This is a genomic window from Streptomyces sp. NRRL S-350 (genome assembly GCF_000719705.1).
Taxonomy (GTDB): domain Bacteria; phylum Actinomycetota; class Actinomycetes; order Streptomycetales; family Streptomycetaceae; genus Kitasatospora.
This window is the reverse complement of record NZ_JOHO01000026.1, coordinates 31484-45921: the sequence shown is the minus strand read 5'-3', so window position 1 is coordinate 45921 and position 14438 is coordinate 31484. Positions and strand designations below refer to the sequence as shown.

Annotated in this window: 14 protein-coding genes; 4 read left to right on the top strand and 10 right to left on the bottom strand. The window is 72.0% G+C overall.

Annotation, left to right across the window (positions count from 1 at the left end):
- Positions 1–26 precede the first annotated feature (26 nt).
- Positions 27–656 carry a VanZ family protein gene (locus IF30_RS41820; protein WP_051710888.1) on the top strand — a complete coding sequence of 210 codons (630 nt, stop codon included), beginning with the start codon at positions 27–29 and terminating at the stop codon, positions 654–656.
- Here the strand turns inward: IF30_RS41820 and IF30_RS0123005 are convergent.
- The gene (locus IF30_RS0123005; RefSeq protein ID WP_051710886.1) at positions 626–1300 is read right to left on the bottom strand and encodes a PhzF family phenazine biosynthesis protein; all 675 of its coding nucleotides are present in this window, start codon (positions 1298–1300) and stop codon (positions 626–628) included. The genes IF30_RS41820 and IF30_RS0123005 overlap by 31 nt on opposite strands.
- A 145-nt stretch (positions 1301–1445) precedes the next feature.
- Between IF30_RS0123005 and IF30_RS43825 the strand changes: the two genes are divergently transcribed.
- On the top strand, positions 1446–2009 hold the full coding sequence (locus tag IF30_RS43825; protein ID WP_051710883.1) for a hypothetical protein: 564 nt from the start codon (positions 1446–1448) through the stop codon (positions 2007–2009).
- A gap of 276 nt (positions 2010–2285) precedes the next feature.
- Positions 2286–2471 (top strand): PspC domain-containing protein, encoded by a 186-nt coding sequence (locus tag IF30_RS0122995; protein ID WP_030241583.1) that lies wholly within the window; start codon positions 2286–2288, stop codon positions 2469–2471.
- A gap of 76 nt (positions 2472–2547) precedes the next feature.
- Here the strand turns inward: IF30_RS0122995 and IF30_RS41815 are convergent, their stop codons facing one another.
- The 3 genes from IF30_RS41815 to IF30_RS0122980 form a co-directional block, all read right to left on the bottom strand.
- Positions 2548–2919: a hypothetical protein gene (locus IF30_RS41815; protein ID WP_051710881.1), complete on the bottom strand. Its 372-nt coding sequence runs from the start codon at positions 2917–2919 to the stop codon at positions 2548–2550.
- Positions 2920–3145: 226 nt separating this feature from the next.
- Entirely contained in the window at positions 3146–4303 is a 1158-nt protein-coding gene (locus IF30_RS0122985; protein ID WP_030241578.1) for an adenosine deaminase, read from the bottom strand.
- A 221-nt stretch (positions 4304–4524) separates the two neighbouring features.
- Positions 4525–5493 carry a LysR family transcriptional regulator gene (locus IF30_RS0122980; RefSeq protein WP_078891609.1) on the bottom strand — a complete coding sequence of 323 codons (969 nt, stop codon included), beginning with the start codon at positions 5491–5493 and terminating at the stop codon, positions 4525–4527.
- Between the two features lie 92 nt (positions 5494–5585).
- Here IF30_RS0122980 and IF30_RS0122975 point away from each other — a divergent pair, with 92 nt between their 5' ends.
- Positions 5586–6872: an MFS transporter gene (locus IF30_RS0122975; protein ID WP_030241572.1), complete on the top strand. Its 1287-nt coding sequence runs from the start codon at positions 5586–5588 to the stop codon at positions 6870–6872.
- Between the two features lie 176 nt (positions 6873–7048).
- On the opposite strand, the gene IF30_RS0122965 is transcribed toward IF30_RS0122975, so the two are convergent.
- From IF30_RS0122965 to IF30_RS0122940, 6 genes are all read right to left on the bottom strand, one after another.
- Positions 7049–8326 carry a thymidine phosphorylase gene (locus IF30_RS0122965; RefSeq protein WP_030241569.1) on the bottom strand — a complete coding sequence of 426 codons (1278 nt, stop codon included), beginning with the start codon at positions 8324–8326 and terminating at the stop codon, positions 7049–7051.
- Between the two features lie 106 nt (positions 8327–8432).
- Positions 8433–8834, bottom strand: coding sequence for a cytidine deaminase (locus IF30_RS49520; protein ID WP_030241564.1), 402 nt, complete (start codon positions 8832–8834; stop codon positions 8433–8435).
- The gene (locus IF30_RS49515; protein WP_030241562.1) at positions 8831–10096 is read right to left on the bottom strand and encodes an ABC transporter permease; all 1266 of its coding nucleotides are present in this window, start codon (positions 10094–10096) and stop codon (positions 8831–8833) included. Before IF30_RS49515 ends, IF30_RS49520 begins: the two co-directional genes overlap by 4 nt.
- Positions 10093–11247: an ABC transporter permease gene (locus tag IF30_RS0122950; RefSeq protein ID WP_030241559.1), complete on the bottom strand. Its 1155-nt coding sequence runs from the start codon at positions 11245–11247 to the stop codon at positions 10093–10095. Before IF30_RS0122950 ends, IF30_RS49515 begins: the two co-directional genes overlap by 4 nt.
- A 4-nt stretch (positions 11248–11251) precedes the next feature.
- A complete protein-coding gene (locus tag IF30_RS0122945; RefSeq protein ID WP_199807910.1) occupies positions 11252–12844 on the bottom strand; it encodes an ABC transporter ATP-binding protein in 1593 nt (530 codons plus the stop codon).
- A 293-nt stretch (positions 12845–13137) separates the two neighbouring features.
- A complete protein-coding gene (locus IF30_RS0122940; protein ID WP_030241549.1) occupies positions 13138–14199 on the bottom strand; it encodes a BMP family lipoprotein in 1062 nt (353 codons plus the stop codon).
- Between the last annotated feature and the right edge of the window lie 239 nt (positions 14200–14438).

Here is a 14438-nt window from a genome sequence, read left to right as displayed (position 1 = left end):
TGCCACCGGCTCACGTCCTTCCCCCCGTGCAGCGAGATGGCACCAGGACACGCGACGAGCGTTCCGGCGCGGGGACCGAAAGCAGCCCGGCGGCGGTCGTCCACCGTTCCCTCCGGCTGGCCGGACTGGCGGGCCTGGCCTGCCACCTGACACTGGTGCTCTGGCTGGTGCTCAGACCCCTGCCGGTGGCCTGGGTCTACGACGCCAACCTGACGCCGCTGGCCTCACTCCGCTCCTCCACGGCCTGGCAGGTGGCCGGCGAGCTCCTGCTGCTGGCCCCGCTCGGCATCCTGCTGCCACTGGCCGGCGGGCGCCTGCGAGCCCCTTGGCTGCCCTCCTTCCTGCGCACCACCGGCGCCTGCGCGCTGCTGGGCACCGCGCTGGAGTTCCTCTCCTCCTGGGCCCCCGGGCACGTCCTCAACGTGGACCACATCCTGTTCGCCGTCATCGGCGTCGCCGTCGTGCACCTCACGCTGGTCCCCGGCCTGCGGCGCCTGCTGCGGGAACGTCGGCCGGCGGCCCCCCGGGCGTCAGGGCCCGCCGACCCGGCCGGCCCGCCGGTGACCACCGTCCCGTTGGCCGCCGTCCCCGTGGTGGTCGGCGTGCACGCCGCCCGCCCCCGCGCCTACGCCGAGCCGACACCGCCCGCGGGCTGAGCCGCCCCGGCCACCACCAGGCCGCCGACCTCGACCAGCCCGTCGGGCCGCGGCCCGGCCAGCAGCCGGGAGCCCCGGCCCTGGGTGACGGTCAGCGCACGGCCGAACCGCGCGGCCAGCAGCAGGGCGGCCGCACCCGTCGCCTCGTCCTCGTCGATGCCGTCACCCCGCCCGGGGAAGGCCCGTGCCCGGACGGTGCCGGCCGCCTCGTCCTGCCAGGCCCAGGCGTAGATCCACTCCCCCGGCGGCGGCACCTCCAGCGCCTCCACCTCGGCCACCGAGCCGTACTGCCGCAGCGTGCGCCCCGGGGCCCACTCCGGCCGGGCCGCGATCCTGGTCAGCCCGTCCTCGCGCCGCACGCCCACCGCACCGGCGGCCGTGACCAGGCGGTCCACCCCGAGCAGCCAGGCGGCCCCGACGCACGGGTGGCCGGCGAAGGGCAGGCGCACCGACGGGGTGTAGATGTCGATCTCCCCGCGCTCCGGATCGTCGATGAACACCGTCTCGCCGAAAGCGAGTTCGCGCGCGATCCGCTGCCGGTCCCGGCGGTGCGGCACGGACGCCCCGTCACGCACCACCCCGAGCTCGTTCCCGTGCTCCCCGCCGGGCCCGCAAAAGACCCGCAGCACCTCATGTCCAGTCATTTCCCACCTCGTCGATCACCTTCCGGGAAGAGCGCAACGACACCGTGACACAAAGGCCGCGACGGATGTCGGCCGCCTCCAGTACTGTGCGCTCTCGTCCCCGAACGGCTCCGCCGTCCCACTTCCCTCCCACAGGAAACCCCCCTTGAACAATCTCGATTTCAGCGCCGAGCCGCTGTTCTCCTGGTACGTCGTCCTGCTGGCGCTCAGCGGCATCCTCATGGTGGTGCTCGGCGCCGTCGGCGGCGGACTGAAGGTCGGCCTGCGGATCCTCAACGTCCTCATCGGCCTCGGTTTCCTGGGGTACGCCTACTACCTCGCCTTCGTCTTCGAGGGCGGCACGTACTACCTCTTCTTCAAGGTGTTCATCCTGCCCGTCGCGATGATCGTCTACTCGGTGAAGACGATGGCCGAGCGCAGCAGGGCCAAGCGGCAGCCGGCCGCGCAGGCCGCCGCGTTCAACCCGAACGCCCCGCAGGCTCCGTACGACCCCAACGCGCCGCAGCCGCCGTACAACCCCAACGCCCCGCACCCGGGCGCGCCCGTGCCGCCGGCCGTGCCGCCGGCCGCTCCGCAGGCGGCGCCGCCGCAGGGCGGCTCGCCGTACCAGCCCGGCCTGCCGCCGCAGCCGGTGGCGGACAACCCGTACGCGCAGCCCGCGCCGCCGGCTCAGCCCGGGCAGCCGCAGCCGCCGCACCCGGTCGGCTGACCGGCCGCACGCCCGCCGTACGCGCGCCCGCGTACGCGCACCGGAAGGCCCGTCCGTGCCCCGCCGTCGAGCGGGGCCGGGCGGGCCTTCCGCGGTTTCCTCAGGGTGACCCTGAGGGCGACCCCGACGTTCGGCTCCGCCTCGCCGGTGAGCCGGGGGGTCGGAGAATCACCTCGCGGGTTGAGGACCGCCCGGCGGTCGCGGAGCAGGATGGAAGTACCCCGCCGGACCGGCCGGACCGGGCCGCCACCGTGCGAAGCAGATCAGGAGTGGATCATGAGCGCCCGCCTCGCCCGACCCCGCCACAACCGTGTCATCGCCGGCGTCTGCGCCGGGATCGCCGACCGCTTCGGCCTGACCCCGTGGACCGTCCGCCTGATCTTCCTGCTCTCCTGCCTGCTGCCCGGCCCGCAGTTCCTGCTCTACCTCGCCCTCTGGGTGCTCCTGCCCCAGGAGCCGTAGGAGGGAACGGCGACGGGCCGCCCGCCCCCGGTGATCCCGGGGGCGGGCGGCCCGTCGCCGTGTCGGGTGGCTCGGATCAGCCGCCCAGGCCCGGCAGACCCGGCAGGGCGCCGGTCAGCCCGCCGATGGGGGTCTTGTCGAGACCCGGGACGGACGGGACGGCGCCGCGCTGCTGGGTGACCCCGGCGATCGGGGCGGCGGCGGCCGGGGCGGCACGGCCGACGGACGGCGCGAGGCTGCCGAGCGTGCCGGTGACCTTGTCACCGCCGGGCAGCTTGGTGGCGGTGTCGGTGACCGCCCCCGTGACCGCGGGGTTCGTCACCGCGCCGGTGGGCAGTCCGAGGCCGCCGGGCGCCGGGGCGGCGTCGGCGGAGGCGGTGCCGGCGCCGACCGCCGCGATGGCGATGCCGAGCGCCGCGGTGCCGGCGGCCTTGAGAGCCTGCTTCATGGTTCGTCCCCTTGGGTCCTCGTCGGTGGCCGGCCTCGCGTACGGGTTCCGACGACCGGGAGGCCGCCACCGCGCCTGGTCGGCAATGACTGGCACACCGTAGTGAGCCGGTCGCGCGAGGACCAAAGGCCGTTCACTCACCCGAGTGAGTAGTCCGATGAACGCCAACTTCCGTGTCCGATCGGCCCGTTCCTCCGACACCCGGGAACGGGCCCGGCGCCACGGCTCAGTTGCCGCCGACACCCGCGCTGAACAGCCATTCCGCCTTCAGCTCGGCGTAGCCCGGCTTGATCACGTCGTTGATCATCGCCAGCCGCTCGTCGAAGGGCAGGAACGCGGACTTCATCGCGTTCACGGTGAACCACTCCAGGTCCCCCAGCGTGTAGCCGAAGGCCTCCACCACGTGGCCGAACTCCTGGCTCATGCTGGTGCCGCTCATCAGCCGGTTGTCGGTGTTCACGGTGACCCGGAACTTCAGCCGGCTGAGCAGCCCGATCGGGTGCTCGGCGTACGAGGTGGCCGCGCCGGTCTGGATGTTGGACGTCGGGCACATCTCCAGCGGGATGCGCTTGTCGCGCACGTACGCGGCCAGCCGGCCGAGCTCGACCGCACCGTCCTCGCCCACCGTGATGTCGTCGACGATCCGCACGCCGTGGCCGAGCCGGTCGGCGCCGCAGCACTGCAGGGCCTCCCAGATCGACGGCAGGCCGAAGGCCTCGCCCGCGTGGATGGTGAAGTGGTTGTTCTCGCCCTTGAGGTAGTCGAAGGCGGCCTGGTGGCGGGTGGGGGGGTAGCCGGCCTCGGCACCCGCGATGTCGAAGCCGACGACGCCCTGGTCCCGGTAGCGGTTGGCCAGTTCGGCGATCTCGGTGGAGCGGGCGGCGTGCCGCATCGCGGTCAGCAGGGTGCCGACCCGGATCCGGCGGCCGGCCTCGCGGGCGTTGGCCTCGCCGAGGCGGAAGCCCTCCTGGACGGCTTCGACGACCTCGTCGAGGGTCAGGCCGGCCTCCAGGTGCTGCTCGGGGGCGTAGCGGACCTCGGCGTACACGACGCCGTCGGCGGCCAGGTCCTCGGCGCAGTCGGCGGCGACCTTGATCAGGGCCTCGCGGGTCTGCATCACGGCGCAGGTGTGCGCGAAGGTCTCCAGGTAGCGGACCAGCGAGCCGGAGTCGGCGGCCTCGCGGAACCACTCGCCGAGCTCCTTCGGGTCGGTGGTGGGAAGGCCCTGGTAGCCGACGGCGGCGGCCAGCTCGACCACGGTCTCCGGGCGCAGCCCACCGTCGAGGTGGTCGTGCAGGAGGACCTTCGGCGCGCGGCGGATCTGGTCGGCGGTGGGGATGCGCGGGCCGGTGCCCGCGGTGGTGACGGGGATCTGCTTTTCCATTGCGGAAATATAGCCCCTACGCGCGTAGACCTACCACCGGGAGTACCACCGGATGGTCCAAACCGCACCCGGAATTCCACCGGCCGGTCCATGCGATCCGCCAAACGCCGACCTCCCGGGGCGGCTCCGCGGGGCCCGGCGGAGCAACGCCACCGGCCTGCCGGAGCAGCACCCCCGGTCGTGCCGAGCGGCACCCGTCAGTCGTGCTGGAGCAGCACCCGTCAGTCGTGCTGGAGCAGCCGCCCGCGCCGGGACAGCACGAAGTCCCGGAACGCCCTCGCCGGCGGGGTCAGCGGCCGCCCCGCCGCCCAGGCCACCCCGATCGCCCGCCGGGTGCGCGGCGCCGTCACCTCCAGCTCCACCACCCCCGGCCTCGGCACCAGGGCCGGCGGCAGCAGCGCCACCCCCAGCCCGGCCGCCACCAGCCCCCGCAGCGTCTCCGCCTCCTCCCCCTCGAACGCCAGCCGGGGCACGAAACCCGCCTCCGCGCAGAAGCCCTCCGTGATCGCCCGCAGCCCGTACCCCTGCTCCAGGCCGACGAACGGCTCCTCGGCGACCTCCGCCAGCCGGATCCTCCGCCGCCCGGCCAGCCGGTGGTCCGCCGGCACGACCAGGTGCAGGCGCTGCTCGTCCAGCGGGCGGGCCGTGAACGCCGGGTCGTCCGGCAGCGGCGACACCAGGCACAGGTCCAGCTCACCGGCCCGCAGCCGCTCCAGCATCGCCGCGCCGTAGTCCTGCACCAACTGGAACCGCACCTTCGGGTGCGCCGCGCGGAAGCCCCGCAGCAGGGCCGGCACCGTGTCCGGACCCATCGTGTGCAGGAAGCCGAAGGCCACCAGGCCCACCTCCGGGTCCGCCTCCGCCCGGGCCGCCTGCGCGCCGCGCTCGACCTCGGCCAGCGCCCGCTCCACGGCGGCCAGCAGCAGCCAGCCCGCCCTGGTCAGCCGGACCGTACGGCCCTGCCGCGCCAGCAGGTCCACGCCCAGGTCCTCCTCCAGCCGGGCCACCGCGCGCGACAGCGTCGGCTGCGGCACCCCGAGCAGCGCCGCCGCCTGCGTCACGTGCTCCAGCCGGGCCACCGCCGCGAACTGCGCGAGCCGGGGCGCCAGCCGGACGGCCGGCCCGTCCGACTCCAACTCGGCCAGCCGGTACCGCTGTTCGCCACCGTCCGACACCTCGGGACCGGTCATCGCGCCACCACCTCGACTCATACGCCAGTGCATCGATCATCCACGCTTCATGCATTGGACGCATCAACGGCGGCGGGCCTACCGTCGATGTCATGCAGCCCTCCGATACCAGGGCATCCGTGACCGCCCCGGATGCCCCAGCCACCGGCCCCGACACCCGCCCCACCGAGGACGACCGCCACCGCCCGGGGCAGCGCGCCTTCCGCCGCGCCAACCTCGCCCTGTTCTCCGCCGGGGTCGCGACCTTCGTCCTGCTCTACTCCACCCAGGGCCTGCTGCCGGTCCTCTCCGCCGACCTCGACCTCACCCCCGGCCAGGCCAGCTGGACGGCCTCCGCCGCCACCCTCGGACTCGCCCTCGGGCTGCTCCCGGCGAGCGCGCTGTCCGACAAGTACGGCCGCACCGCGGTGATGACGGCCTCCACCCTCGCCGCCTCCGCCCTCGCCCTCGCGCTGCCCTTCGCACCGGACCTCACCACCCTCGTGGTGCTGCGCGTCCTCCAGGGCGCCGCCCTCGCCGGGCTCCCGGCCACCGCCATGGCCTACCTCGCCGAGGAGGTCCACCCCAGCGCCCTGGCCTCCGCGATGGGCCTGTACGTGGCCGGCAACAGCATCGGCGGCATGGGCGGCCGACTGCTCTCCGGCTGGACGGCCGCCGGCTTCGGGTGGCGCTGGGGCCTCGCCGCCTCCGCCGCCCTCGCGCTGCTCGCCACCCTCGCCTTCCGGCTGCTGATCCCCGCCGCCCGGCACTTCACCCCCGCGCCGGTGGACGCCCGCGCGCTCGGCCGCACCGTCGCGGGGCACCTGCGCAACCCGCTGCTGGTGCGGCTGTACGCGCTCGGAATGCTGTTCATGGCCGTGTTCGGCGCGGTCTACAACACCGTCGGCTACCGGCTGATCGGCGCGCCGTTCCACCTGCCGGAGTCGATCGCCGCCTCGATCTTCGTGGTCTACCTGGTCGGCACCGGCACCTCCGCCGCGGCCGGCCGCCTCTCCGGCCGCCTCGGCCGCCGGGGCGCCCTCTACGTCTCCATCGGCGTCACCGCCACCGGCCTGCTGCTCTCCCTCGCCGACTCGCTGGTCTGCGCGCTGCTCGGCCTGGTCCTGATCACCGCCGGCTTCTTCGCCGGCCACGCCACCGCGTCGTCCGCCGTCGGCCGCACCGCCACTGCGGGCCGCGCCCAGGCCTCCGCGCTGTACCTGATCGCCTACTACCTCGGCAACAGCCTCGGCGGCACCGTCGGTGCAGACGCCTACCACGCCACCGGCTGGCCCGGCGCCGCCGCCGTCGGCCTCACCGCCATGACCCTGGCCGCCGGCGTGACGCTCTACGCCACCCGGCAGGCGCACACGGCCCGGCGAGCGGTCGCGGACGCGTGACAGCCGACGCCGACACGGTCCGGAACATGACCGGCACCGTGCGTCCGGAACCCGGTCACGAGTCCCGCGAGAAGTTCACCTTCGGCGACGGGATCGGCGTCGGCCCCTCGACGGTCGACACCGGCGGTCCGCTCACGCACGCCTGAACCGGCGCACGTGAGCGGACCTCGCGCCCGTCAGGCGATGCGGTCGAGGACGATCGGGTTCGGGGTGAACGCCGTGCCCTCGGGGGCGACGGTGACGCCGCCCGCCAGGGCCTCGATGGCGTACTCGTAGCGCTCCGGGGTGTCGGTGTGGAGGGTCAGCAGCGGCTGGCCGGCCACCACGGTGTCACCGGGCTTGGCGTGCATCTCGACACCGGCACCGGCCTGGACCGGGTCCTCCTTGCGGGCGCGGCCGGCGCCCAGGCGCCAGGCGCAGACGCCGATGGCGTAGGCGTCGAGCTCGGTGAGCACGCCGGAGGCGGGCGCGGGGATGACGTGCTGCTCGCGGGCGACCGGGAGGGGGGCGTCCACGTCGCCGCCCTGGGCGGCGATCATGCGGCGCCAGTGGTCCATCGCGGAGCCGTCGCGCAGCGCGTCGGCCGGGTCCTTGCCCTGGACGCCGGCCGCGGCGAGCATCTCGCGGGCGAGCGCGATGGTCAGCTCGACGACGTCGGCCGGGCCGCCGCCGGCCAGGACCTCGACGGACTCGCGGACCTCCAGCGCGTTGCCCGCGGTGAGGCCGAGGGGGGTGGACATGTCGGTGAGCAGGGCGACGGTGTTGACCCCCGCCGTGGTGCCCAGGCCCACCATGGTCCGGGCGAGCTCGCGGGCGTCGTCCAGGTTCTTCATGAAGGCGCCGGAGCCGACCTTGACGTCGAGGACCAGCGCGCCGGTGCCTTCGGCGATCTTCTTGGACATGATCGAGGAGGCGATCAGCGGGATCGCCTCGACGGTGCCGGTGACGTCGCGCAGCGCGTACAGCTTCTTGTCAGCGGGCGCGAGGCCGTCGCCGGCCGCGCAGATGACGGCGCCCGCGTCGCGCAGCACGTCCATCATCTCCTCGTTGGAGAGCAGGGCGCGCCAGCCGGGGATGGACTCCAGCTTGTCCAGGGTGCCGCCGGTGTGGCCGAGGCCGCGGCCGGAGAGCTGCGGGACGGCGGCGCCGCAGGCGGCGACCAGCGGGGCGAGCGGGAGGGTGATCTTGTCGCCGACGCCGCCGGTGGAGTGCTTGTCGCTGGTTGGCAGCGGCAGCGAGGAGAAGTCCATCCGGACGCCGGAGCGGATCATCGCGTCGGTCCAGCGGCTGATCTCGCGCGGCTGCATGCCGTTCAGCAGGATCGCCATGGCCAGCGCGGACATCTGCTCGTCGGCGACCTCGCCGCGGGTGTAGGCGTCGATGACCCAGTCGATCTGAGCGTCGCTCAGCTCTCCGCGATCGCGCTTGGTCCTGATGACGGAGATGGCGTCCATGCGTGCTCCAAGAGGGGTTTCAAAAAGCGTGAAATGCGTAGAGTGCCGCGAGATGACCGGGTTCCGGCCCACTCGCGACACTCTACGCGCGTAACAAACGGAGAGGCTAGAGCCGCTCCGGCCCGAACGCGTCGGGTAGGACCTCACTCATCGGCTTCACTCCCGACGCGAGGTCGACCAGCAGGTCCGGCCCGCCGTGCTCGTACAGCAACTGGCGGCAGCGCCCGCACGGCATCAGCAGCTCGCCCCCGCCGTCCACGCAGGTGAAGGCCGTCAGCCGTCCCCCGCCGGTGGCGTACAGCGCGGACACCAGGCCGCACTCGGCGCACAGCCCGAGCCCGTACGAGGCGTTCTCGACGTTGCAGCCGGTGACCACCCGCCCGTCGTCCACCAGCGCGGCCGCGCCGACCGGGAACTTGCTGTACGGGGCGTACGCGTGGCCCATGGCCTCGCGCGCCGCCTCGCGCAGCCGCTCCCAGTCGATCGCCGAGGGCGTCGGCGCCGTCACTTGCCCTGGCCCTTGCGGTAGATCTGACCGTCCGCCTTCGGCATCCGCAGCCGCTGGGACGCCAGCGAGAGCACGATCAGGGTGATCAGGTACGGCGTGGCGACGATCAGCGGACGCTGCACCTGGTCGGTCAGCGAGTACCAGGCGATCAGACCGCCGGCGATGACGAAGGAGACCACCGTCGCGGTGAACTTGCGCCGGTACAGCTGCCACAGGGCGAGCAGGATCATCGCGATGCCGACGGTGAGGATCAGCACGTGCACCGACTCCGGGTCGCGCAGCTGGAGGCTGTCGGTGAAGCCGAACAGGCCCGCGCCCATGGCGAGACCGCCGGGCATCCAGTTGCCGAAGATCATCGCCGCGAGGCCGATGAACCCGCGGCCCAGGGTCTGGCCGTCCTTGTAGAAGTGCGCGGCGACCAGCGAGAGGTACGCACCGCCGAGGCCCGCGAAGGCGCCGGAGGCGATGACCGCCAGGTACTTGTACTTGTAGACGTTGACGCCCAGCGACTCGGCGGCGGTCGGGTTCTCGCCGCAGGAGCGCAGCCGCAGGCCGAACACCGTGCGCCACAGCAGGAAGTAGCTGACCACGATCAGCGCGCCGGCCAGGACCACGACCACCGAGATGTTGGTGACCAGGCCGCCGACCACGCCGGCGATGTCGGAGACCAGGAACCAGTGGTGGTTCTCGATGGTCTTCAGGCCCGAGGACAGCCCCGGAATGGTGATGTACGGCAGCGGATCCGCCGGCGGGGACTGGTTCGCCCCGGCACCGGCCGAGATGTAGTCCTTGTAGTAGATCCGGTTGACGTACGCGCAGATGCCGGGGATCAGCAGGTTGATCCCGACACCGGAGACGATGTGGTCGACGCCGAACGTGACGGTGATGATCGCGTGCAGCAGACCGCCGAGCGCCCCGCCGAGCATGCCGGCCAGCAGGCCGACCCACGGGTTGACCAGGTACCCGGCCCAGGCGCCGCAGAAGGTGCCGGCGACCATCATGCCTTCGAGGCCGATGTTGACCACACCGGCCCGCTCGGACCAGAGACCGCCGAGACCGGCCATGCCGATCGGCACGGCGGCACTGAGCGCGGCGGTGACCTGACCGGAGGACGTCAGCGAGTGGTTGCCGGTGGCCATGCCCACGGCGGAGAACAGGACCAGGGCGCCCGCGATCAGGAGCAGCACCACCGGCCAGGACAGCTTGCGCTTCTTCGCGGGTGCGCCCGACGACTTCGGACGGGCAGCGGTAGCCGTGCTCACGCGGACACCTCCTTCTTCTCAGTGGCCGCGAGCTGGGCGGCGAGCTGCTCGCCGACCTTCTGCTGCTGGCGCTTCAGGCCGTAGCGGCGCACCAGCTCGTACGCGACGACGACGCAGATGACGATGGTGCCCTGCATGACCGAGACGATCTCGGACGGGAAGCCGCCCTGCAGGGGCAGCTGCGCGCCGGTGGCGTCCAGGAAGGCGAACAGCAGGGCCGCGAAGGCCATGCCGATCGGGCTGTTGCGGCCGAGCAGGGCGATCGAGATGCCCAGGAAGCCGAGGCCGGGCTGGAAGCTCTGGCCGTAGTAGAAGGAGTTCTGCAGCAGCTCCGGCATGCCGATCAGACCGGCGATCGCACCGGAGACGGCCATCGAGACGACCACCATCTTCTTGACGTTCACGCCGGACGCGGTCGCGGCGGACTCCGAGCGGCCGGTGGCGCGCAGGTCGAAGCCGAAGCGGGTGCGGGTCAGGGTGAACTGGAAGAGCACACCGACCAGGACGGCGATGAAGAGGAAGCCCCAGAGGGTGCCGCCGGCCGTCTCGATGCCGAAGAAGTGGCTGGACTGCGAGATCGGCTCGGTCTGGATCGAGTTGCTGGTGCCGCTGACCTTCGGCGCGAAGACGCCGGGGACGAGCAGCAGACCGACGATCGCGAGCGCGATGGCGTTCAGCATGATGGTCGCGATGACCTCGCTGACGCCGCGGTAGACCTTCAGCAGGCCGGCGATGCTCGCGTACAGGCCGCCGACCAGCATGGCGGTGACCAGCAGCAGCGGGATCTGGACGAACGCCGGCAGGTCGACCTCGGCGCCGATGTAGGCCGCGAACAGCGCCGCGATCTTGTACTGGCCCTCGACGCCGATGTTGAACAGGTTCATCCGGAAGCCGAAGGCGGCGGCCGCGGCGGCCAGGTAGTAGGTGGTGGACCGGTTGAGGATCGCCACCTGGCCGTCCGACTTGGTGGCGTACGTGATCATCACGTTCCACGCGTCGAACGGGTTCTTGCCCGAGGTCGCCAGCAGGACGGAGCAGATCGCGACGGAGAGCACGACCGCGAGCACCGGCGCCGCCAGTGCGAGCACGATGCGCTCACCGCTGATCCGCTGTGCCAGGCTGCGCTTGGCGGCGGGGTTGGGACTGGTCATGTGGTTACTCCCCCGCCTGCGGGTCGTCGGCGGTGTCGGACGGGTCGGTGCCGTCGGCCGGGGTGTTCTCGGCCTGGGTGCCCTCGGCGGCGACGGCGTGCGCCTCGGCGAGGGCCTCCGGCTCGGACTCGATGTGGCCGCTGGCCGCACCGGTCATCGCGGTGCCGAGGTCCTCGGCGGTCACGGTGGCCGGGTCCGCGTCGGCGACCAGGCGGCCGCGGTAGATGACCCGGATGGTGTCGGAGAGCCCGATCAGCTCGTCCAGGTCGGCGGAGATCAGCAGGACGGCCAGGCCCTCCCGCTGGGCGGCCCGGATGTGCTCCCAGATCTGGGCCTGCGCGCCGACGTCCACACCGCGGGTGGGGTGGGCGGCGATCAGCAGCTTGGGCTGGTGGCTCATCTCGCGGCCGATGATCAGCTTCTGCTGGTTGCCACCGGAGAGCGAGGCCGCGGTCACCTCGATGCCGGGCGTGCGGACGTCGTACTGCTCGACGATCCGGCGGGTGTCCACCCGGGCTGCGGACGGGTCGAGCAGCATGCCCTTGGAGTTGGGCTCCTCGGTGACGTGCCCGAGGATGCGGTTCTCCCAGAGCGGGGCCTCCAGCAGCAGGCCGTGCCGGTGGCGGTCCTCGGGGATGTAGCCGATGCCGGCCTCGCGGCGGGCCCGGGTCAGGGTGCCGGAGAGGTCCTTGCCGTCCAGGGTGACGGTGCCGCCGTCCAGCGGCAGCATGCCCATGATGGCCTCGACCAGTTCGGCCTGGCCGTTGCCCTCGACGCCCGCGATGCCGAGGATCTCACCCTTGTGGATGCGCAGCGAGATGTCGTCCAGGACGACGCGCTCGATGCCCTCTGCGTCGGTCTTGGCGATCCGCAGGTCCTTGACGTCGAGCATCTCGGCCGTGGTGACGGTCGACTCGCGGCTCTCCGGGGAGGGCAGCTCGGCGCCGACCATCATCTCGGCGAGCTGGCGCGCGGTGACGGCCTTCGGGTCGGCGTCGCCGACCGTGGTGCCGCGCCGGATGACGCTGATCGCGTCGGCGACCGCCAGCACCTCGTGCAGCTTGTGCGAGATGAAGATGACGGTGACGCCCTCGGACTTGAGCTCGCGCAGGTTGTCGAACAGGGCGTCGACCTCCTGCGGGACCAGCACGGCCGTGGGCTCGTCGAGGATCAGGATCTTGGCGCCGCGGTACAGCACCTTGAGGATCTCGACGCGCTGGCGGTCGGCGACGCCGAGGTCCTCGACCAGGGCGTCCGGGCGCACGCCCAGGCCGTACTGGTCGGAGATCTCCTTGATCTTCGCCTTCGCCTTGGCGCCGATGCCGTGGATCTTCTCGCCGCCGAGGACGACGTTCTCCAGCACCGTGAGGTTGTCGGCGAGCATGAAGTGCTGGTGCACCATGCCGATGCCGCGGGAGATGGCGTCGCCGGGGGTGCTGAACTCGCACTGCTCGCCGTTGATCGCGATGGTGCCCTCGTCCGGCTTCTGCATGCCGTAGAGGATCTTCATCAGCGTCGACTTGCCGGCGCCGTTCTCACCCATCAGGGCGTGCACGGTGCCGGTGCGGACGGTGAGGTTGATGTCGTGGTTGGCCACGACACCGGGGAAGCGCTTGGTGATGCCGCGCAGCTCGACGGCCGATGTCGCCGTCCCCGCGCTGGGGGTGCCGTCCTTGCGCAGGGGGACGGGGTCGGATGCGGTGATGGCGGTCTCCTGGTGGTCTGGAGGCGCGTCGTTGCGCTCGGAGGGCCAAGGGGGGAAACGGGGGGACGGAACGGGGCCCGGGGGTACGCGTTGAGCGCACCCTGCCGGGCCCCTCCCGTGAACTGTGTCGATCATCGCGCTGCCGGGCAGGCGGCAGGCGCTGTCGCGTCCGAGACGCGCGGCCCTTACTTGGCCGGCGCGGTCGGGATGGTGGTGGCGCCGCTCTTGATGGCGTCGGCGGCCATCTTGAGCTTGTCCTGGATGTCGTCGATCTTGCCGCCGGTGGTGGCGAGCGAGACACCGTCGGCCTTCAGGTCGAAGAGCTTGATGCCGGTGAAGGCGCTGCCCTTCTTGACCGAGTCGATGTACGCGAAGACCGCGTTGTCGACGTTCTTGACCATCGAGGTCATGATGCTGTTCTTGTACTTCGCCAGGGCCGGCTGGCTGGCCTGGTCGGAGTCGACACCGATGGCCAGGGCGCCCTGCTTGTTGGCGACGGCCTCGATGGCGCCGTTGCCGGAGGAGCCGGCGGCGGTGTAGATGATGTCCGCGCCCTTGTCGAGCTGGCCCTGCGCGGCCTCCTTGCCCTTGTCGGGCGAGTTGAAGCCGGTGAAGTCCGGAGGCGTGGTCAGGTAGGTGGTCTCGATCACGATGTTCGGGTCGACGGACTTGGCACCCGCCTCGTAGCCGGCCTGGAACTTCTTGATCAGCTCGGACTGCACACCACCGATGAAACCGATGTGGTGGGCCTTCGACTTGTTGGCGGCGGCGACACCGGCCAGGTACGAACCCTCCTGCTCGGCGAAGAGCAGCGAGGTGACGTTGGACGGCTGGTCCTTGTCGTTCGAGTCGATGATCGCGAACTTGACGTTCGGGTTGTCCTTGGCGACCTTGTTGACCGCCGGCTGGTAGACGAAGCCGACCGCGATGATGGTCTTGTAGCCGGCGTCGACCAGGTTCTTGAGGCGGGTCTCCTTGTCGGCCTCGGCCTCACCGGACTTGGCCTCGGCCTCGGTCACGGAGGCGCCCAGCTCGGCCTTGGCCTTGTCGAGACCGCGGGCGGCGGAGTCGTTGAACGACTGGTCGCCGCGGCCACCGATGTCGTAGGCCATGCCGACCTTGAGCGAACCGTCGCCCGAGGCGGAGGAGGAGGTGCTGTCGGTGCTCTTTGCGCCGCAAGCGGCGAGCGAGGCCATGCCCAGGGAACCCGAGAGCACAACCGCGGCGAGCTTCATTGAACGGCGCAAGGGAGTATCTCCTTCTGACACGCAACCGTTTGGCGTGGTTGGACGCCACCGTAACGCGCGTAGAACACGGTTGTGTTACGGGGTGCCAGAGCATTCGGGTTGTTATCAAACCGTGGTCTGACGCCCGTCCCGAGGCCCTTTCCCCTGCACGGACGGTGGTCCGGGGTTGGTTCAGCCCAGTTTACGGAAACCGCCCCGGAACCCCGGATGCCGACGATCCGCCCACGCCGTCCGAGCCG

Coding starts and splice junctions, on each gene's coding strand:
- IF30_RS0122985 (WP_030241578.1), bottom strand. CDS start 4,303: ATGGAAAAGCAGATCCCCGTCACCACCGCGGGCACCGGCCCGCGCATC.
- IF30_RS41815 (WP_051710881.1), bottom strand. CDS start 2,919: ATGAAGCAGGCTCTCAAGGCCGCCGGCACCGCGGCGCTCGGCATCGCC.
- IF30_RS0122980 (WP_078891609.1), bottom strand. CDS start 5,493: ATGACCGGTCCCGAGGTGTCGGACGGTGGCGAACAGCGGTACCGGCTG.
- IF30_RS0122965 (WP_030241569.1), bottom strand. CDS start 8,326: ATGGACGCCATCTCCGTCATCAGGACCAAGCGCGATCGCGGAGAGCTG.
- IF30_RS0122995 (WP_030241583.1), top strand. CDS start 2,286: ATGAGCGCCCGCCTCGCCCGACCCCGCCACAACCGTGTCATCGCCGGC.
- IF30_RS0122975 (WP_030241572.1), top strand. CDS start 5,586: ATGCAGCCCTCCGATACCAGGGCATCCGTGACCGCCCCGGATGCCCCA.
- IF30_RS0122950 (WP_030241559.1), bottom strand. CDS start 11,247: ATGACCAGTCCCAACCCCGCCGCCAAGCGCAGCCTGGCACAGCGGATC.
- IF30_RS0123005 (WP_051710886.1), bottom strand. CDS start 1,300: ATGACTGGACATGAGGTGCTGCGGGTCTTTTGCGGGCCCGGCGGGGAG.